14 protein-coding genes are annotated in these 19,809 nt (G+C 42.7%); 7 read left to right on the top strand and 7 right to left on the bottom strand.

What is annotated here, in order from left to right; all coding sequences use genetic code 11:
- Nucleotides 1-103 precede the first annotated feature (103 nt).
- Nucleotides 104-2,431, top strand: a complete 2,328-nt coding sequence (gene mnmC / locus A6J60_RS10055) for an FAD-dependent 5-carboxymethylaminomethyl-2-thiouridine(34) oxidoreductase MnmC (protein ID WP_096065871.1) — start codon at nt 104-106, stop codon at nt 2,429-2,431.
- A gap of 187 nt (nt 2,432-2,618) precedes the next feature.
- Here the strand turns inward: mnmC and A6J60_RS10050 are convergent, their stop codons facing one another.
- Together A6J60_RS10050 and A6J60_RS10045 are read right to left on the bottom strand one after the other, a co-directional pair.
- A complete protein-coding gene (locus A6J60_RS10050; protein WP_096065870.1) occupies nt 2,619-3,434 on the bottom strand; it encodes a ThiF family adenylyltransferase in 816 nt (271 codons plus the stop codon).
- 150 nt (nt 3,435-3,584) lie between these two features.
- Nucleotides 3,585-4,514, bottom strand: coding sequence for a TatD family hydrolase (locus A6J60_RS10045; RefSeq protein ID WP_096065869.1), 930 nt, complete (start codon nt 4,512-4,514; stop codon nt 3,585-3,587).
- Nucleotides 4,515-4,864: 350 nt separating this feature from the next.
- On the opposite strand from A6J60_RS10045, the gene A6J60_RS10040 reads away from it, so the two are divergent.
- The gene (locus A6J60_RS10040) at nt 4,865-6,361 is read left to right on the top strand and encodes a pyridoxal phosphate-dependent decarboxylase family protein (protein WP_096065868.1); all 1,497 of its coding nucleotides are present in this window, start codon (nt 4,865-4,867) and stop codon (nt 6,359-6,361) included.
- A gap of 186 nt (nt 6,362-6,547) precedes the next feature.
- Here the strand turns inward: A6J60_RS10040 and A6J60_RS10035 are convergent, their stop codons facing one another.
- From A6J60_RS10035 to A6J60_RS10020, 4 genes are all read right to left on the bottom strand, one after another.
- Nucleotides 6,548-6,727, bottom strand: coding sequence for a hypothetical protein (locus A6J60_RS10035; RefSeq protein ID WP_096065867.1), 180 nt, complete (start codon nt 6,725-6,727; stop codon nt 6,548-6,550).
- Nucleotides 6,728-6,843: 116 nt separating this feature from the next.
- Nucleotides 6,844-8,640: a pyruvate oxidase gene (spxB, locus tag A6J60_RS10030; protein ID WP_096065866.1), complete on the bottom strand. Its 1,797-nt coding sequence runs from the start codon at nt 8,638-8,640 to the stop codon at nt 6,844-6,846.
- 293 nt (nt 8,641-8,933) lie between these two features.
- On the bottom strand, nt 8,934-9,587 hold the full coding sequence (locus A6J60_RS10025) for a single-stranded DNA-binding protein (RefSeq protein WP_096065865.1): 654 nt from the start codon (nt 9,585-9,587) through the stop codon (nt 8,934-8,936).
- Nucleotides 9,588-9,671: 84 nt separating this feature from the next.
- Complete coding sequence (locus A6J60_RS10020; RefSeq protein ID WP_096065864.1) at nt 9,672-11,036, bottom strand: MFS transporter; 1,365 nt, start codon at nt 11,034-11,036, stop codon at nt 9,672-9,674.
- Nucleotides 11,037-11,482: 446 nt separating this feature from the next.
- Between A6J60_RS10020 and uvrA the strand changes: the two genes are divergently transcribed.
- The 5 genes from uvrA to A6J60_RS09995 all read left to right on the top strand — a co-directional run bounded on the left by uvrA (nt 11,483) and on the right by A6J60_RS09995 (nt 18,553).
- The gene (gene uvrA, locus A6J60_RS10015) at nt 11,483-14,461 is read left to right on the top strand and encodes an excinuclease ABC subunit UvrA (protein WP_096065863.1); all 2,979 of its coding nucleotides are present in this window, start codon (nt 11,483-11,485) and stop codon (nt 14,459-14,461) included.
- A 456-nt stretch (nt 14,462-14,917) separates the two neighbouring features.
- On the top strand, nt 14,918-15,811 hold the full coding sequence (locus tag A6J60_RS10010) for an MraY family glycosyltransferase (RefSeq protein ID WP_096065862.1): 894 nt from the start codon (nt 14,918-14,920) through the stop codon (nt 15,809-15,811).
- A 314-nt stretch (nt 15,812-16,125) separates the two neighbouring features.
- Nucleotides 16,126-16,431: a hypothetical protein gene (locus A6J60_RS10005; RefSeq protein WP_096065861.1), complete on the top strand. Its 306-nt coding sequence runs from the start codon at nt 16,126-16,128 to the stop codon at nt 16,429-16,431.
- A gap of 142 nt (nt 16,432-16,573) precedes the next feature.
- On the top strand, nt 16,574-17,686 hold the full coding sequence (glf, locus tag A6J60_RS10000) for a UDP-galactopyranose mutase (protein WP_096065860.1): 1,113 nt from the start codon (nt 16,574-16,576) through the stop codon (nt 17,684-17,686).
- A 309-nt stretch (nt 17,687-17,995) separates the two neighbouring features.
- Complete coding sequence (locus tag A6J60_RS09995; RefSeq protein ID WP_096065859.1) at nt 17,996-18,553, top strand: hypothetical protein; 558 nt, start codon at nt 17,996-17,998, stop codon at nt 18,551-18,553.
- 43 nt (nt 18,554-18,596) lie between these two features.
- On the opposite strand, the gene A6J60_RS09990 is transcribed toward A6J60_RS09995, so the two are convergent.
- A protein-coding gene (locus A6J60_RS09990) for an IS3 family transposase (protein ID WP_096064200.1) occupies nt 18,597-19,762 on the bottom strand; the annotation gives its coding sequence in 2 pieces (ribosomal slippage) (nt 18,597-19,504 and nt 19,504-19,762; 1,167 coding nt in all).
- Nucleotides 19,763-19,809 lie beyond the last annotated feature (47 nt).

Genomic DNA, 19,809 nt, shown 5'->3' with positions numbered 1-19,809 from the left:
TGGTAAGCATTGATAAGCGTTGTTAAGCGAGACGTTTATCCCTAGTCACTAACGACGCGTTACTGGTAGAGTCATTGTCAGATGGTTAGCTGGAGAGTAAAAGATGAGCAAAGAGACGCAGCAGGCAAATCACGAAGTGTCGTCAGTAACCCCTGCAAAGCTATCGTGGCGTGCCGATGAGCAAGGTCACTTGGTGCCTGTGTCTGATGTGTTCGGTGATGTGTATTACTCTTTGGTCGATGGTCTGGCAGAGTCACGTTATGTGTTCGTTGAGCAAAATAACCTGCCAGCTCGCTTTGAGCAGCTGTTTCAACAGGCGCTACAACACTCTAATGTTCCTGAAAACTTTGACAGCTCTGATAAACAAAATAAGCATGATGAGCAAAACCAAAATCAACCACTGCTCACAGCGAATCATAAAAAATCACACTTTACCATTGCCGAATTGGGCTTTGGCACAGGGCTAAATGTGTTGGTGACATGGCAACTGTGGCGTCAAACGCAGCAGCAGTTTGCTCAACAACTAGAACACACTACCGCACCAACCCCACACCTACATTTAATTAGTACCGAAAAGTTTCCGCTGACCCATGAAGATCTGAGTCGAAGTCTGGCCAGTTGGCAACAAGAAGATGCTAGCCTAGCGCCTTATATCGAGCAACTATTGGCACTGTATCCAACCTTAGTGGCGGGCTGTCATCGCTTGCACTTAGCAACAGATGTGACCTTAGACTTATGGCTTGGTGATGCCGCTGACAGCTTACAGCAGCTTGGATCAGAACCAGGGCCATGTCAGCACCCGTCAGCGATTACCCCTTATGCGCTTACCCCTTATATCGACGCTTGGTATCTCGATGGCTTTGCCCCAGCTTGCAATGAGTCGTTGTGGGCGCAGCAAATCTTTGCCCAAATCGCACGCTTATCAACCATTGGGACCACAGCGGCGACCTTTAGCAGTGCTGGTGTGGTGAGAAGAGGGTTGGCTGCAGCAGGGTTTAGCGTTAATAAAGTCAAAGGCTTTGGACGTAAACGAGAAATGGTTACCGCCATCGTTACTCAGTCTGAGCCACAACAGCCGTCTGCATCAGAATCAGAAAGCCAGCAAACAGAAACTGGTAAAAAAATAACGCAGCAAGCACAAATAGACCAAGCAGAAATAAGCCAACAAGCAGAAACAGACAGCTCGCTCAACGACCATCTAAACAATCAAGCTAATATTAACCAAAAGGACTATCAGCAGGTCGCCGTAATTGGTGCAGGTATTTCTGGACTAATGGCAGCATGGAGCTTGGCGCAGTGCGGATTGCAGGTTACCTTAATCGATAAAGATGCCACACTCTCAGGCGCTTCTGGCAACCCACGCGCGCTGCTAGCACCAAAAATGACACCGCTAGCACATGTGGCTGAGCACTTGCACAGCATCAGCTACTTATACAGTCAGCGCTTATATCGACAGCTAGACAACCAACAGTTAGGCAACCAGACGACCGATCCTATCCTTAGTGCCACAGCAACGTTGGATTTATTAACCAAAGCCAATGTCAGTGTCGAGCAAATTGCTGACTATCCACAGCAAATGGCCACTACCTTAAGCCATGAAGATGCTCAGCAGGTCAGCGGCTTATCCCATCAAGACTTGCAACATAATCTGTATTTACCACAAGCGGGACTGGTCAACCCGCGTGCGCTGGCTGATAAAGTATTAAGTCATCCGAATATTAATTTTGTGCAAGCAAATATTGAACAGATAACGCCAGTTGCAGCCAACCCTGATCAAACAGAGACACAACAAGTACATCTCAGTTGTCAGGGGCAAGCACCAATAACGGCAGATGCGGTGATTATTGCTGCTGCCTTTGCCAGTAAAGCGCTAGATGAGCGTATTTTTGAATTCCGTAAAATTCGTGGCCAGCTATCTTGGTTTGAACCGAGTGCCGAGCAGCTAGAGCGTTTACCCAAACTGCCGTTGAAATATGGCGGTTATTGCGCCCGCTTTACGCCAACCGCTGGTGATGAGCTTATTAACCCAGTGCATCCTGATACACCTACCTTTTTGTTAGGTGCTAGCTTTGTGCGCAATCAGACAGAGACGGACATTCGTGAGTCTGAACACCAAGTCAATCATGACAAGCTGATCACTGCCATTCCAGAGCTTACAGAGGTATTGGCTGACAGTGCGCTTGAGGGTTGGCAGGCACGAGTCGGTATTCGTGCGCAAACCCCAGACTATCATCCTTTGGTTGGGCCAGTCGATGAGGACGGCTTGATTTGGACGCTAAGTGGGATGGGATCTAAGGGCTATGCATTCGCGCCTTTGTGCGCCCAGGCATTGGCTGATATGATGATGGGCCGCTTTTGTGCCCTACCCAGTACCTTATTAGCGAGACTGTCGCCTCAGCGCAAGGCATTGCAAAAGCCGTTAACACCTTAAAAAAGCGTCAGCCCTTACAGGATAAAGAAGATATTCTATTACTGGATAATAGTTGGAGAAAGTTAGGTCTCGTATCTCGACAGCAACCTACGAATCATGCGGTTTTAAAGATACGATATTATTCGTGGGTTTTGCGTGGCGACATCCAAGCTGGCACCCACGCTATCCACAATACTTTTTTATTTGGTTACTTGCTAAGCAGCGCTAAGGTTTCGCTGACCATCACCATTCCTACCACAGAGGTAATAGCTACCGCAGAGCCATAGCCGCCGCAGTGCAGACCGCCTACAGCACAGCTGCCGTCTGCCGACTTATTCACAATCGGCGGCTGGGTCGAATAGACGCATTTAATACCAAACTTTTCTTTCATTTCTTTATTAATCCCATGCTCATTACGCAGCTTGGTGCGCATACGTGCTAATAATGGGTCTTGGTAAGTGTCTTTTAGATCACTGACGGTAATTTGTAGCGGATCGGTTTTACCACCAGCACCGCCGGCGCAAATCAGCTTTAACTTATTAAATCGGCAATGCAATGCGATGGCAAGCTTGGCCGACATATCATCGGTACAATCGAGCACAACCACACGCTTACCCTCTGCCAGCATCTGCTTAGCCTGCTGACGGCTTGGCAGCAATTCAGCGACGTTTTCTGTGGTTAAAAAGTCATCGACCAACTCAAGCTCAAGCTTTGGATTAATCTGCGCAGCGCGCTCTGCCATTGATTCAATCTTACTGCGCCCAAAGGTACTGTCTAGCGCAGGCAACTGACGATTGACGTTTGACGCGACCAATACATCCATATCAATTAACGTCAGCTTACCCACACCGGTACGTGCTAAGCCTTCAACCACCCAAGTACCAACGCCACCAACACCGATGACAATCACGTGCGCTTTTTCAAAATTTGCGAAGCTGTCTTGACCATACAGGGTACGCGTGCCTTGAAAGCGGCGGTCGTATTGGTTGTTATCTTGTGGCTGATCAGAAATTGGATTGGTCATAAGGCGTTCTGTCCTATAGTGTCAGGTGATCACTGACTAAATCAATAAATAAAAAAATAAGTTAATAATAAGTTAGGCCGCTATTTTACCCAATAGCCGCTCTACAAAATACGCTAATTTATTCTGTTTTGCTTATTACAATAAAAACAGCTATTCAGGATAGGCCCAGTCTACTCGCAATGCATCACAGCTGTTTTGCCACAACTGCTTGGCCAGCTTCGACTTGTCTACCTCAAGTAGCTCACTGAGGCTATCCAATACCGCAGGCAAGTTAGCAGGCACATTACGGGTTGGCTTATCGCCATGCTGACAGCATATCGGCGTCATATCCGGACAGTCTGTCTCTAATACCAAGCATTCAATGCCATACTCATTTACCGCCTCAGTAATGCCCCGGCGCAGCTTTTTGGCATTAGGATTGGTGACCTGACCGGTGACCCCAAGCTTAAAACCAAGCTTCACAAACGCCTTGGCTTCTTGCTCGCCACCACTAAAGCTGTGCGCAATACCGCCCAATTTATGCGCATCGTACTCATGCTGTTTTAATAGCGCCAAACACTCAGCATGCGCTTTACGGATATGCAGCAGTACCGGCAGCTGATGCTCTACTGCTAAGTCGAGTTGTGCTTTAAAAAAGCGCTTTTGCTTTTCCACAGACTCTGCCGTCTTTAGCTCATCGGTAAAGGTATCCAAACCAATCTCACCGATTGCAATATGATGATGCGACTTAATAAAGTCTGCCAAATCTGTTAAATCTTGTTCACTATGGTCTGCAATATAGGCAGGATGTAGCCCTGAGGTTAAATGAGCTTGCGGCACCGCTATTGCTTGCTGCTGCCACTCGTGCATCTGCTGCTGGGTTTGTATTAAGCGATCAAAGTATTTGGCCAAATAGCCAATTAATAATAGGTTCTGCACGCCTGATTGATGCGCAGTCTGCGCTTGCTGTAGTCGATCGTCATCAAACACAAAATCATCAAAGTGAGTATGCGTGTCTATTAACGGATAACGAGTTACAGCGTCTATACCTTGATTGTACCTATTGTGCTGAGCGTCTTTATTATCTTGGCGGTTTGACATAATAATGGATTACACCCTTAATATTTAAAAGTTTTGAGCGTGAATGATATATGTGCCTAAATTTGATAGTGAGTTAAAGTTTATTGAAAATATTCTGCTAAAAACTGCTTACTTTATCTCTCAATGGATAGTAGCAGTTCAATAGATAAACCAGTCACTATAAAATAACAACACCTCACTGAAAGCGCAAAAGTCTCTGAGTGATAGCTGAGTTATAATAGTGCCTTAAACTGATTTCTAAACATTATTCTATAAAACGGGCCAACTTATTGATGGCCTTTTTTATTTAAGATATTCGTTTTTAAGCGTTTCGCTTAGTGACCGTATTCATTTAAGGTAAGGCAATAATTATGACCTCAGACAATTCTTCTAATAATATATCTAATAATTCTTCTAACAGCCCATCTAATAATTCTGCTACTAATCTTAACGACACTACCCTATTTAACTGGGAAGAAGCCAAAGCGACTTTAACCAAATTCATGCCGCTGATGGTAGAAGACCAAATTCATACCGCGCACTCTAGTATCGTCAACCCGCTCCCTGAGGATAAAAAACAAACGCTGTTAGATATTCCTTTTCAAGAAGAGCCCAGATCTGCCGATGCGGTGATGCATGAGCTCAATAATTTGGTTTATCAACATCGTACCAAGCAAAGTCATCCCAGATTTTTCTCATTTATTCCATTAGCCCTATCGCCGATATCTGTGGTTGGTGAAGCCATCAACTCATTTTACTCGCCTTATGGCGGCAGTCACACCTTAAGCGAAGGCATGGCGGTTGCTGAGAAGAAGCTGATGAACTGGATGGGTGAGCAAATTGGCTACCCTGTCAAAGAGCTGGGCGGACTGTTTGTCTCTGGCGGTTCAATGGCTAACCTTACTGCTTCTATTGTGGCGCGCGATGAAAAATTAAAGGAAGATGAGCTGCTCAAAGGCACAGTTTATGTCTCGGATCAAACCCACTCATCAGTGGCCAAAGGCATTCGCATCATGGGTATTCCTAGAGCCAATATTCGCAAAGTAAAGACCAATGATGCGTTTCAAATGATGACCGACGATTTAGAAAAGCAAATCGAACAAGACAAAGCCGATGGCTTTATTCCTTTTTTAATTGTTGGTTCTTGTGGCACAACCAATACCGGTTCAATCGATCCGTTACATAAATTGGCTGACATCAGTGAGGCACACGATATGTGGCTACACATTGATGGTGCTTATGGAGCCAGCACTATTTTATCCTCGCACCGTCATCTGCTCGATGGCATTGAGCGCAGTGACTCCATCAGTTGGGATGGTCACAAATGGCTGTTTCAAACCTACGGTTGCGCTGTCGTCATCTGTAAAGACCGCCAAGCCATGTCGCGTACCTTTAGCGAAAACCCTGAATACTTAACCGACATTCAATCGGATGATTCCAACATTAACTTCTGGGATATGGGTATCGAGCTGACCGCGCCGGCCCGAGGGATGCGCCTGTGGTATACCTTACAGCGTGTTGGCTTAAAAGAGATGCGTAAGGCCATCGACAAAGGTTTTGAAAATGCGCAGCACTTTGAGGACTTATTTCGCCAGCAGCCCTACTTTGAGATTGTGTCACCTGCTCAGTTAAGCATCGTCAATATACGTTTTAATGATGGCAAACACAGCGAGCAACAGCTAAATCAGATTAATAAAAAGCTGTCTGAGATGTCGACTCAAAGAAACAATGCCATTTACTACACCACTATGTTGCATAACAAAACCGTATTAAGATTCTGCTGTATGCATCCGTTATTAACGCAGCAAGACGTCCAGCAAGTGGTTGATCAGATTAATGAAGACTTGGCGTCTATGGGTTTAATTTAACTCAAACCGTCTGTCTAAAAAATTTGATTCAACAGCAGTTAAATCTGTTTATCCAAAAGTTATGTGCGTTAAAAACAGCCCTCGATAGTATTGAGGGCTGTTAGTTTAAAAAGCTACTTTAAACAGTCGCTTTAAACAATAGCTTTTAATTTGGTAATAAACACTGCTTTAGCTGTCAGCGCTATTTTAATTCTCATCCATGTTACTGGCCGTATTATCAACCTTATCAGCATCAACCGCTGTCTTTGTTGACTTATTTGGATTGCGCGACTGCGGCGGCTGATCAGCACGGCGACTGCTACGCCGAGGTATCAGCAACAATGCTGCTGCCACAGTGCCAAGTTTTATCAGTTTTGAATAGCGCATATTTTTCTCTTCAGTGTTTTTAATCTTCGAGCTTTTATCGACTTCATCTTATTCAGCTTTACGTTACAGACTTAACAACGTTATGAGCGTAAAGCCTTATTGATTAACAAATTAGCTTAAAAACTCTCGACCCCATGACGATCTAAAATCTCACCAAACGGTTCAAGCGCTTCGGCTTCAAAGTGAGCCACAAACTTATCAAAATCAGCAATCACATCAGGCTCACCCGAACGGCGATGCGGGAACTGCTCTACTGGCAGCATACGCTCATTGGTAATCTTGATATCAACCAACACCGGTTTACCTGACTCGATCACTTGCTTAGCCTGCTTTAACGTGGACTCGAGCTGCTCCGCTTTATGTACCGTCAGCCCGGCAACCTGAAACCCTTCTGCCACTTTGGCAAAGTCTACATCTTGCAGCTTCACTCCAGAATGTGGCTGATGGGTATCATCCTGCTCAGCTTCGATATAGCCCAGTGATTTATTAGTAAATACCACATTCATCACCGGCAATTGATGCTCAGCTTGGGTAACCAAATCAGGAATCACCATGGCTATTCCGCCATCACCTGATAAGCTCCATACTTCACGCTCAGGGTATTCAAGCGCTGCCGCAATTGAGGCTGGCATGCCAAAGCCCATAGTGGCATACAGTGGCGAGGTGACCTGCCGGCGTTCACCGCCCAAGCTTAATAATCGGGCAACCGCAATATTAACGTTACCCACATCCACACCAAAGATAGCGTCATCGGCCGCCAACTGATTAATAACTTGATACACCCGTTCAAAGCCAACCGGATTATCGGTACGTTCGGCACGTTTTTGTAACCAAGCGTCCCACTGCTGCTTATCTTCTACTGCCGCATCATACCAAGCATCATGATTGATCGCTTTGTCATTAAATTGAGCACCGTCATTGCCATAACGGGCTTTAGCTGCTTTAATCAGTTGATCTAAAAAAGTCGGCACATCTGCCAAAATACCGAGCTTGGTCTGATGTCTGGCACCTATCACTGAAGGCTGTAAATTAACATCGACGAAGGTCGCCTCTTCTGAGAACATCGGGAATTCAAAGTTGGTCCCAGCAAAGATAACGAAGTCTGCGGCACGTGCCACATCAACACCTGGCTTGGTCGCCACGCGTCCGGTTGATAACATATAAAACTCTTCATCACCTTCTAATATGCCTTTTGCTAAATAACTGGACACCATTGGCAGCTTCAGTATGGTAGCCAATTCACGCAGCTGATCGGCTGCGCCTTGCGCCCCACGCCCGAAGTAAATAATAGGTCGCTGCGCCTTTTCAAGTAGATCAAGCGTGGCTTCTACGTCCTCTTTCTTGGCTGGCATCTGCCATTGTGGGGTGCTATATTTTTGGGCAGAAGACACATAGTTATCTTCAATCTGCGCCCAACCAAAGTCTTTAGGAATCACCACCACTGCTGGCCCTTTTTTGGCAAATGCTTTGCGAATGGCGGTATCCACCACTTGTGGCAGCTGCTCTGGCGTCATCACGGTACGGTTATAAACAGAGGCGCTTGAAAACATTGGGTTTTCTGGCAGTTCTTGGAAAAAGTCGGTATTCATCTTGTCGCTGGGTACCTGACCGACCAGAGCCAATACTGGAATGTTATCGAGCTTGGCGTCATGCAACGGGTTTAATAAATGTGCTGCACCTGGTCCTGCCGAGCCGAACATCACCGCAATTTTGCCAGTTAGTTTTGCTTCCGCTACTGCTGCCAGGCCGCCCACTTCTTCGTGACGCACACCGATATATTGTATTTTGTCTTGCCAGTTATGAATGGCATTCATGGTTGAATCAAATGAGCCGCCAGGTAGACCATATATTCGCTTTACGCCCCAGTCGTATAATACCTTCATCATGGCATCTGAGCTTGCAATCTTACTCATGGCACTCTCCTCATTATTATTGTGTTTTATGGTTGTTTCAACCACTCTTTAAGTCCAAGTTAGGTCACTCATTATTTGTAAGCAGTTATTGATAATGGTGTATGGGTTATTAATATATGGATTATTAACGACAGTAGCACTAATGTTTATTTCACTGTAGACGATTCCTTTAAAAAATTGTAACCGTCAGTTATTGAGTAACACCCTCCTTATCCGTCAAATTGACGCGAAAAAAAAGAACCCCTGTAAATCTACAGGGGTTCTTGTTATGAACTTTATTTTATTTATAAGATTTAGAACGGAATGTCATCATCTTTTGGTGTATCGGTCATACCACCGGCCGCTGGCATCGTGGTTTGATTATTAAACCCACCCTGCTGAGGCTGTTGCGCTGGATTTGGCGCAAAAGTATTCTGGCCTGGTGTGTTAGCAGGCGCTTGATTACCCCCTGCTGCACCGCCTTGATTTTGTTGGAAACCACCTTGGCCAACAGGATTATTACCTTGGAAACCAGTTTGACCCGTTGCTGCACCGCCTTGGCCTTGGAAGCCGCCTGGCTGCTGACCTTGACCATTACCAAATCCATTACCTGGTTGCTGTTTATTAGCGCTGTCTAGCATCTGCATTTGGTCTGCACGGATTTCAGTGGTATAGCGGTCCTGACCATTCTGGTCTTGCCACTTACGTGTCTCTAGCTTGCCTTCAATGTAAACCTGACTGCCTTTACGTAGGTAATTGTTGGCAATATCCGCTAATTTATAATTACCACGGTTAAATAACGTGATGCGATGCCACTCGGTTTTCTCTTGCGGTTGGCCTTGAGCATCACGCCATTTTTCAGAGGTCGCAACCGATATATTAGTTACTGCACCGCCGTTAGAAAATTGCTTATATTCTGGGTCATTACCTAATCGACCAACAATAATTACTTTATTAACACCGCTCATAATTTTTCCTTGTTATAAGTATATGAATTATTATTAACACTATCTGACTAAATGACATATTCAGCCACTCTACAGAATTTTTTATTAAATATCTAGCACCGTATCTGTCATTTGCGACAGTCGTTGTCGTGAATCGTCACTAAGCTTTTGTTTATCAAGCTTTAAATAAGCGACACCATCTTTTGCCATCACTACCACATCATCAACCCCGCCAATTTGCATCATTTGCTGCGACCACTGAGACACATCCGCGCCTTTTGGAATCGCCAATGTGGTACTGGTCAAATAAGGCGGTTGTGAAATAGGCACAATAAGCAATAAAGCCGCGGCGATGATCGCACCCAAAATGGCCCAAGCCGTAAACGTGCCTTGTGATAGCAACAGCCCACCTAGCGCGCCACCAAAAAATGCACCCAAAAACTGACTGGATGAGTTAATCCCCATCGCTGTCGCTTTATTGGCTACTGGTGCTTTTTTGGAAATCCAAGACGGAATGGTCGCCTCTAATAAGTTAAAGCCAATAAAATACAACCCTAGCCCAACAATCAAGCCGACACTGTATTGACTACCCACCGCCAAGCTAAATAAGGCAACAGCCATTAATGCCACTGCTGACAAAAATACCTGCCGCATTTTGCGCTTTTTTTCAGCAATAATAATAAATGGAATCGCAATAGCAAAACCGATAAACAATAACGGCAAATACACCAAGCCTTGTTGGCGTACGGCAAGCCCTAACACGTCTGCCAGCTGATGTGGCACAATCACAAAAATAGCAGTCATGGTCAAGTGCAGCGCAAAAATACCCACATGCAAACGGTTGAGATCACCAATGGCCAACACATCCTTTAACTGTGCACCAATCGACTTATTATCAAGGTTGTGCTTCAATACCCGCATCGGAGTTGGCACGACCAGTAACAGCAACATCGCCAGCGCCGCAAAAACAGAAGTAAGCCAAAACAAACCCGACATACCAACCGAAGCAACTATCATTGGCCCTAGAGCGAACGATAACATAATCGAGGTTGCAATAGTCAAGCCCATGGTTGCCATGGCTTTGGTACGCACCTGCTCACGAGTCACATCCGCAAGCAGTGCCATCAACACTGCTGATACCGCACCACTACCGGCCAGCGCACGACCAATAATGACCTGATAAATACTGTCTGCAGTCGCAGCTACCACACCACCAATTGCAAATAAGAGTAAGCCCAAAAAAATCATTGGCTTACGTGGCAATTTGTCCGCCGCCAAACTCATCGGTATCTGAAATAGTGCCTGACCCAACCCATAAATACCGACCGCCAAGCCAATGAGCAATGGCGTGGCATGCGTATAGTTGGTGCCATATACCGAAAACACGGGCACAATCATAAAAAGTCCGATCATGCGTAAAGCAAAAATACCACCAATTCCTGCTATGGCGCGTTTTTCAATACTGTTCATATTGCTCCCACTGTTGCATATTTCAAGATGAGATTGGGTTGAGTGAGTCTAATACTGTCACATTTTTACAGTCATTTGAGGCTATACTTTTGACAGGGTTGTACCGATACCAATCAAAATAATGATGCTGCCGATCAAACACGGTGCTCATTATAATAGATTCATCGTCTCTATGGGCGAACATTGCCGCTTGGGTATCAATTTATTCAATAACTAACACAACCACTTAGGCCAGCATGACTTATTTAATAGCGGCTTTAACAGTTTTAATAGTGGCTATAACAGTGGCAAGCACCAACAATCGATTGGTTAAAGGTGACTGGTGAAGCCATTATTGACCCAGACCTAACCCTTGAACTATGCGCCAATAAGACCCATTAATAGACTATCTAACACAATAATTCTAATTAATTTTTGAATCCGATCACATAGGTTTTGTACTATATATGGCACACGAGCACATTAAAATCCGCGGCGCACGCACGCATAATTTAAAAAACATCGACATCGACATTCCCCGTGACAAGTTTGTGGTGATTACCGGACTGTCAGGGTCAGGTAAGTCATCACTAGCGTTTGACACCCTATACGCCGAAGGGCAGCGTCGTTATGTCGAAAGCTTATCGGCGTACGCGCGTCAGTTTTTATCACAAATGGATAAGCCCGAAGTCGATAGCATCGAAGGCTTATCCCCTGCGATTGCCATTGAACAAAAATCGACCAACCACAACCCGCGCTCGACAGTGGGTACCATTACCGAGATTTATGACTATCTACGCCTGCTGTATGCGCGCGTTGGTACCCCATTTTGTCCGGTACATAACGAGCCGATGGTGGCACAGACCATCACTGAAATGGTTGATGAAATCATGGCGTTGCCAGAAGGCACTAAACTGATGATTTTGGCGCCTGTGATTCGTGATCGCAAAGGTGAGCATGTGGTGCTGCTAGAGCAGCTGGTTGGCCAAGGTTTTGTGCGCGTGCGTGTCGATGGTAATGTCTATGATATGGACGAATTGCCAGCGCTTGAGAAGAACAAAAAACACACCATTGAAGTGGTGGTTGACCGTTTCAAAGTACGTGATGACTTAGGTAACCGCGTTGCCGAAAGTTTGGAAACTGCCCTACGCTTAGGCAGTGACTTGGCTATTTTGCATTATATGGATGGTAATCCAAATCCGGATGCGTCTAACAAAGACAGCGATGATCAAATACTGTCAGCCAAGCACTCATGCCCAATCTGTGATCGTGCAGTGTCTGAGCTTGAGCCGCGTCTGTTTAGTTTTAACAACCCTTACGGTGCCTGTCCGGCTTGTGACGGCCTGGGCAAACGTCAATACTTCTCTGCTGAGAAGCTGATTACCAATCCTGAAAAGTCGCTCAATCAAGGCGCGATTAACGGCTGGGATAAGCGTCATGCTTATTACTTTGGCCTGCTAACCACGGTTGCCAATCACTTCGATATCGATATGGATGCGCCTTGGCAGGATTTAAGCAAAACCCACAAAGACATTATTTTAAATGGTTCGGGTAAAGAGAAAATCTTATTTAACTTTACCGATGAGCGCGGTCGTAAAACCAAAAAGACTACCCCATTTGAAGGTATCTTGCCTTATCTTGAGCGCCGCTATGCCAAGACGCAAAGCAACTATGTGCGTGATGAGTTGGCCAAGTACTTAGCCGATACCACCTGTAACGTCTGTGATGGCGCGCGTCTAAACGAGATTGCACGTAACGTGCGTGTTGATGGCAAAGGCATTGCTGATATTGTGCAGATGTCGATTGGTGATGCGGCTGAATATTATGCGCATCTACACATGGGCGGCGCCAAAGGTGAAATCAGTGACAAGATCTTTAAAGAGATTAATGAGCGCTTAAACTTCCTAGTTAGCGTCGGTCTCGATTATCTAAACCTAGCGCGCTCTGCCGAAACCCTATCAGGTGGTGAGGCGCAGCGTATTCGTCTAGCCAGCCAAATTGGTGCCGGCTTAATGGGCGTGATGTACGTATTAGATGAGCCGTCAATTGGTCTGCATCAGCGTGATAATGACCGTCTACTTCAGACCCTAACTCGCCTACGTGACTTGGGTAATACGGTGTTAGTAGTTGAGCACGATGAAGATGCGATTCGCCAAGCCGATCACGTGATTGATATCGGTGTTGGCGCTGGTGTGCATGGCGGTCATGTGATTGCGCAAGGCACGATGAAAGACATTATGAAGGTTGAAGAGTCATTGACTGGCCAATATCTGTCTGGCAAAAGAGAAATCGCCATTCCAAAGACCCGTCATAAGGCCAAAACCATTGACTTAAATAACCCGCCGGAAAGAGAACGCATCATGCCAATGGGTAAAGCCAAGGCAGCGGCGGCAGCCAAAGCGGCTAAGAACAAAAAGCCCAAGGCCAAAAAGATTGTGCCAATGCAAATTGAGCTAAAAGGCGCTACCGGCAACAACTTAAAGAATGTCGATTTGACCCTGCCGATTGGCACCTTTACTTGTATTACTGGGGTGTCAGGCTCGGGTAAGTCAACCTTGATTAACCGCACCTTAATGCCATTGGCAGCGACTCAGCTCAATAATGCGTCAACCCTTATCGCCGATAAGTATGACAGCATTACCGGTCTTGAGTACTTAGACAAAATGGTTGATATCGACCAAAGCCCAATTGGCCGTACCCCACGCTCGAACCCAGCCACTTATACTGGCGTGTTTACCCCGATTCGTGACTTGTTCTCACAAACCGAGGAAGCCAAAGCGCGTGGTTATAAAGCCGGTCGCTTCAGCTTTAACGTTAAAGGCGGTCGCTGTGAGACCTGTCAGGGCGATGGTCTGATCAAGGTTGAGATGCACTTCTTACCAGACATGTACGTGCCTTGTGACAGCTGTCATGGTAAGCGCTACAACCGTGAGACGCTTGAGATTCACTACAAAGGCAAGAGCATTGCCGATGTACTCGACATGACGGTTGAGGATGCCACTGAGTTCTTCTCTGCCATTCCGCCGATTCATCGTCGCCTGCAAGCGTTGATGGATGTGGGCTTAAGCTACATTCGCCTAGGTCAGTCTGCACCGACGTTATCGGGTGGTGAAGCTCAGCGTGTGAAGCTGGCACGTGAGCTAGCCAAGCGTGATACCGGTCAGACGCTATATATCTTGGATGAGCCGACCACTGGTCTGCATTTCCACGATATTTATAAGCTACTTAATATCCTGCATACCTTACGTGATAAGGGCAACACTATTGTGGTGATTGAGCATAACTTGGATGTGATTAAGACCGCGGACTGGATTGTGGACTTGGGTCCTGAAGGTGGTAAAAATGGTGGCATGATTATCGCTGAAGGTACGCCAGAAGATGTAGCGAATACCAAAGAGTCGTTTACGGGTCAGTTCTTAAAGCCAATGCTTGATAAAGCGTCGTAAATTTTCAATATGATTTAAATGAGAAAAAGGCCGTCCTGTTTGGGATGGCCTTTTTTGCGTCGTATAACAGCTTAAAATACTTTAAATAAAAGTCATTGAATGTAATGTCAAATTATGCAAACTAAATGCGTGACTTCTTTGCTGTACATAGTACTTAGGTATAATACAAAATAATAGCACAGAGTATCAAAGTGTTTTTTCTTTATCGCCTATATCAAACATTGCTTATATAATAATAGTGGTCTTAAGCTAGGATGAAGTATCAAAACTTAAAAGTATTGGGTCGTTAATCATCAAGAAATAGTTGATCTACTTTCATAGAAAACCCCATTAGTTTTTAGTGTATCACTATCAAAGTCGATAGAAGAGGTTTTTATAAAAATTATTTTAATACTTTTTCTTATAGGAATTTTTTCAATATTTCTCGCAAAAAAAGCAGGTCATTTTTTGTGTTTAATGGATTATCCCGATGAGAAGCTGAAAAGTCATGTGAAGCCGATACCATCTACAGGTGGTCTAGGTATTGTCATATCTACAGTTATAGGGGTCGCACTGACCTTCCAATACAACTTAGATAATCAAAATATAGCTGTTATGGTTTTTCTATCCGGCATCTTTTTATTAGGTATATTAGATGATCGTTTTAACCTCAAAGCCCTTAGTAGACTCTTAATTCAAACATTTCTGGTGAGCTTACTACTGCTATTTATCTCGCCACTTAATATTTCAGGTTTTTTTATATTAGATTTTGCGATATCCATTATCTTCTGTGTAGCTTGCATAAATGCCATAAATCTCTTAGATATTATGGATGGGCTTGCCGCAGGGGTTTCTTTTTTTGCTATTTTAAACTGTTTAATATTTCTTAATAGTGAATATGTTTTTTATATTTTAATCAGCATTTGCACTCTAATCAGTTTGTTATCTTTTCTCATATTTAACTTCAACCCTGCCTCCATATTTATGGGAGATGCAGGTAGCACTTTATTAGGTGGACTGATAGCTGTTCTTGTTCTTGTCCTTTTCCAACAAGCTACAACGGTACATGAAAATATCTCTTACCTGCTCCCCGTATCTGTCATGCTTTTCGATCTTTTGTTTGTCGTTATTATTAGGATAAAGAAAGGGCTTAATCCAATGATGGGAAGCCCCGATCATTTAGCCCTAAGACTGAGGAAAATAGGATTTAGCGTGAAGAAAACTATTTTAATCATTTACTCATTCTCTGCTATTTGCTTTTTTCTCTCAATAGCAGTCCTCTACTCACCATACCCCTTGCTATTGATCAATGCATTCTTTACTTTTTTGTTATTTGTTAGTTTTAAAATGTCGAAAGTAATTGTTGATTAGCACGAATAAAGACAATGTTCATTGATATAGGCATATATATATCACTTAAGTTATATAGTTTTATATATTGACTCCTCCTAAATATAAAAAGTTGTTTTTAGTAATAGTCGTTTTTACAACATTACTGACAAGGATACTGTGATATTTCTAATAATTGCTATATCTCCTGATTCAACCATGAAATACCGTGCAGTTTTAATTCAAGCAATACACAATAAAGGCTTTGAGATACACATAGCAGCTCCTGAATTCTCTAACCATCTTTAAGAACTCAAAGAAATGAAAAATCAGGTTATATTATTCAGAATATTCCTATGCAACATACAGCAACTAACCCATCAAAAGATGCTGAAGCTTTCATTGCTCTATACTTCAATATCAAAAATATTAAACTTAGTCATGTTTTGAGCTATACAATTAAACCTGTTATATACGGATCTTTAGCTGCTAAACTAGCATGTGTACCAAATAGATTTGCTCTAATTACTGGTTTAGGTAATACATCTGTTAAATCTGAACAAGAATTAGCTGTTGCAATGGAACGTTTTATATCAAACCAAATACTTATCTTAAAGATGAGTAAAAAATCTCGCAAATTAGCAGAAAAAAGTTTAACGTAAACTCTGTGAATAAAGCCATGATAGAAGCTATGAGCTTATAAATAGGATAGCTTTTTCCTGCAGTTAAAATCTATTATAACGCGTAACATTCAGAACACATTCCATTTTTAAAGAAGATAACTCTATAGAGTAATATGACATTATGAGATATGACTTTTGTATCGTTGGTGCGGGTCCAGCAGGATTAGTATTAGCTGAAAGAATTGCAAATATTAACAATCAAAAAGTTTTAGTTGTTGAAAAAAGAAATCATATTGGAGGAAATCTTCATGACCAATATGACAACGATGGAGTTTTAATACATACATACGGACCGCATTTTTTCCGAACTAATGAAAAATACGTTTGGGAGTATTTAGAGAATTTTACCGAATGGCATAACTATGAACACAAAGTGAAAGCTTCCATAAATGGAATGGAGGTCCCTTTTCCAATAAACCTTGACACTTACAACTCCTTGCATAATAAAAACTTAAGCTCTGATGAGTTTGCAGAGTGGTTAGATAGCAACAAGTTTACAGATAACCCTAAAAATGCCGAAGAGGCTATTATTAATCAAGTTGGCGAATATCTGTATGAGACCTTTTTTAAAAACTACACCATAAAGCAATGGGGAAAGCATCCAAGAGAGTTGCACCCTGATACTGTTAAAAGAGTTCCTGTTCGGATAGACCGTGAAAACAGATACCAGACTGCTAAATACCAAGGACTTCCTAAGAACGGTTATACTCAGATGTTTAAAAAGATGCTGAAGAGTAAAAATATACATGTTCTGCTAAATGCTGACTATAAAGATATACTTGATTCTATTCATTTTGACCATTTAATTTATACAGGACCTATTGACTACTTCTACAACTTTAAACATGGAAAATTGGAGTATAGATCTTTAAAGTTTGTTCGCAAGTTCTTCAAAAAAGAATCTTTTCAGTCTTCTGCAGTTATAAACTATCCTAATAATTACGACTACACTCGCATTACTGAGTATAAGAAAATGACCGGACAAGAGCACTTTGGAACCTCAATACATGAAGAATATCCAATGGCCTACATTCAAGGTGAAAACGATCCTTACTACCCAGTGCTTGATGAAAGAAACCTGTTGCTTAGAGATTTATATACGGATGAATCAAAAAAGGAGTCTAATGTTACCTTTATCGGTAGGCTAGCTGAGTACCGCTATTACGCTATGGATGAAGTTATTGAAAAAGCATTACTCACTTTTTCAGAAAAATTCCAAAAAACAAAAAATTAAGGTATTCGGTGGACAGATAGAGCATATATTGCATACGAAAAACACACCTGAACACATGGGCTGAGTATGAATATATCAGTATAGAAAGTATCTTAAATTGCTTTTGATTTTTTGAATAAGAAAAAGGCCGTCCTGTTTGGGATGGCCTTCTTTGTGGGAAAACTTGCGTGAAGTCTAACACTCTATCAAAAATTAAATTAATGAACTTTTCACTGTCATAGTACATCGTATCTTATTAAGATATAATGTACCATAGACTAGTTATATAACAGTCTTGTTAAATTAAACTCAATGGTATTTTCTAATTCTATGGTTTTATTAATAGGACATCATGGTACTAACTCCGCTTCTGCAGAGTTGATTTTAAATTCTAATTTTAAACCGTCTCTAGGAGATGGCGAATGGTTAGGGGATGGTGTTTATTTTTTTGTCAAAGGATTAAATAGTGATACCAAGAACTTAGCCTTTAATTGGGCTAAATGTCATGCTTGGAATAACAAATCTAAAACTTACGAGTATGAGAGTTACGCTATAATACAGTCTGAGATTCAAGTAAAAGAAGAAGAGTTCTTAGATTTGACAGTTGAGGATGGAATAGAGGTTTTTACATATTTAGTTGAAAAGTATACACAAAAACTAAAAACTATTGGTAAAAAGCTAGATTTTTATGATGGCTTATTATTAAACTTAGCTAGAAAAGAAAAAATATTACCTTTAGAAGTTGTCAAAGGTAACTTCTATATTAAGTTCGAAAAACAAAGAATCCATAGAATTAATTTAAGAACTAGTAACTGTACTATTTGTTCAGTATATAATCCTAATAAAGTTTTAACTAATAAATCAATTGTTAAAACGGGAGTAATCTGACCCCTGCCGTCAAATCCGTACACCTAAACTTGGGAGATTTTGATCAGGCAGCTTGACGATAGAAATCCATCCAAACTTGTCTTGGCGATCTCATACCTAAACTCTGCTGAATCCTGACTTGATTGTAATCTAACTCGATATATTTTATGATACTGTTGATTGCTTCAAATCGAGTTTTGTAATTATGATGATATATCAGCTCATTCTTTAAAACGCCCCAGAAGCTCTCTATTGGCGCATTGTCATAACAGTTACCTTTCGCACTCATAGATCCTTTAAAACCGTATTTACTGATCATTTTGCGATAATCTTCGCTGCAATACTGGCTGCCTCTATCTGAATGTACAATAAGCCCTTGGCTAGGTCGTTTATCCTTGATTGCTTTATTTAAGGCTCTACAGACTAAATCTGCTTTCATGCGTTTATCGATAGCGTAGCCAACCAATTCTTTGGTATATAAGTCTTTGACGCCTGCTAAATAAAGCCAGCCCTCATCTGTCCAAATATAGGTTATATCACTGACCCAAGCACAATTAGGACGGTTAACGCCAAACTGTTGTTTAAGAAAATTAGGATAGACTCGCTTGTTATGGTCTGAGTCCGTTGTCACTTTAAAGCGTTTATGACGTCTACATTTGATGTCATGTTCTTCCTTGATACTACGCACCATGTACTTGCTAATCTCATGTCCATGCTCACTTAAATGTGCATGCAGACGCTGATAACCATATCGCTCTTTAGTCTCACTATGCGCAGCTTTTACAAGCAGCTCACAGCGGTTACGATGTATTTGCTGAGCACTGATATTACGCTTGGTCCAGTCATAGTAGCTTGATGGTTTAATATCAAGGGTTTTACACATGCTGGTAATGCTAAATTCATATTTGTGATGGTCAATAAAGGCGTACCTTACTGACCGTGTTTCGCAAAGTACGCCGTGGCCTTTTTTAGTATCTCTCGTTCTTCTTGTGCTATTTTTAGTTCACGCTTTAAACGCTTCATTTCTTCAAGGGCTGAAACAAGCTCTGGATCGTATTGCTTAGTACCCTTGAGCATGCCTTGATTGGCTTTTCGTTGCCAGTTAGCCAGTGTCTGCATTGGCAGCCCTAACCGCCTAGCTGTAGCACTAACATTGCCACCATTATTCTCTATTGCTTTAACTGCTTCTGCTTTAAATTCTTCACTGTATCTTTTAGCTTTCTTTGTCATGGTAAACTCCTATTTGTCTTCCTTAGTTTACCAAGTTTTTGTCTACG

The organism is Psychrobacter sp. FDAARGOS_221 (genome assembly GCF_002313155.2).
GTDB lineage: Bacteria > Pseudomonadota > Gammaproteobacteria > Pseudomonadales > Moraxellaceae > Psychrobacter.
The sequence above is the reverse complement of the archived record's forward strand: the minus strand, read 5'-3'. Positions and strand labels throughout refer to the sequence as shown.

Coding starts and splice junctions, on each gene's coding strand:
- A6J60_RS10045 (WP_096065869.1), bottom strand. CDS start 4,514: ATGTCAAACCGCCAAGATAATAAAGACGCTCAGCACAATAGGTACAAT.
- A6J60_RS10025 (WP_096065865.1), bottom strand. CDS start 9,587: ATGAGCGGTGTTAATAAAGTAATTATTGTTGGTCGATTAGGTAATGAC.
- glf (WP_096065860.1), top strand. CDS start 16,574: ATGAGATATGACTTTTGTATCGTTGGTGCGGGTCCAGCAGGATTAGTA.
- spxB (WP_096065866.1), bottom strand. CDS start 8,640: ATGAGTAAGATTGCAAGCTCAGATGCCATGATGAAGGTATTATACGAC.
- A6J60_RS09995 (WP_096065859.1), top strand. CDS start 17,996: ATGGTTTTATTAATAGGACATCATGGTACTAACTCCGCTTCTGCAGAG.
- A6J60_RS10035 (WP_096065867.1), bottom strand. CDS start 6,727: ATGCGCTATTCAAAACTGATAAAACTTGGCACTGTGGCAGCAGCATTG.
- A6J60_RS10005 (WP_096065861.1), top strand. CDS start 16,126: ATGCAACATACAGCAACTAACCCATCAAAAGATGCTGAAGCTTTCATT.
- uvrA (WP_096065863.1), top strand. CDS start 11,483: ATGGCACACGAGCACATTAAAATCCGCGGCGCACGCACGCATAATTTA.
- A6J60_RS10010 (WP_096065862.1), top strand. CDS start 14,918: ATGGATTATCCCGATGAGAAGCTGAAAAGTCATGTGAAGCCGATACCA.
- mnmC (WP_096065871.1), top strand. CDS start 104: ATGAGCAAAGAGACGCAGCAGGCAAATCACGAAGTGTCGTCAGTAACC.
- A6J60_RS10020 (WP_096065864.1), bottom strand. CDS start 11,036: ATGAACAGTATTGAAAAACGCGCCATAGCAGGAATTGGTGGTATTTTT.
- A6J60_RS10040 (WP_096065868.1), top strand. CDS start 4,865: ATGACCTCAGACAATTCTTCTAATAATATATCTAATAATTCTTCTAAC.
- A6J60_RS10050 (WP_096065870.1), bottom strand. CDS start 3,434: ATGACCAATCCAATTTCTGATCAGCCACAAGATAACAACCAATACGAC.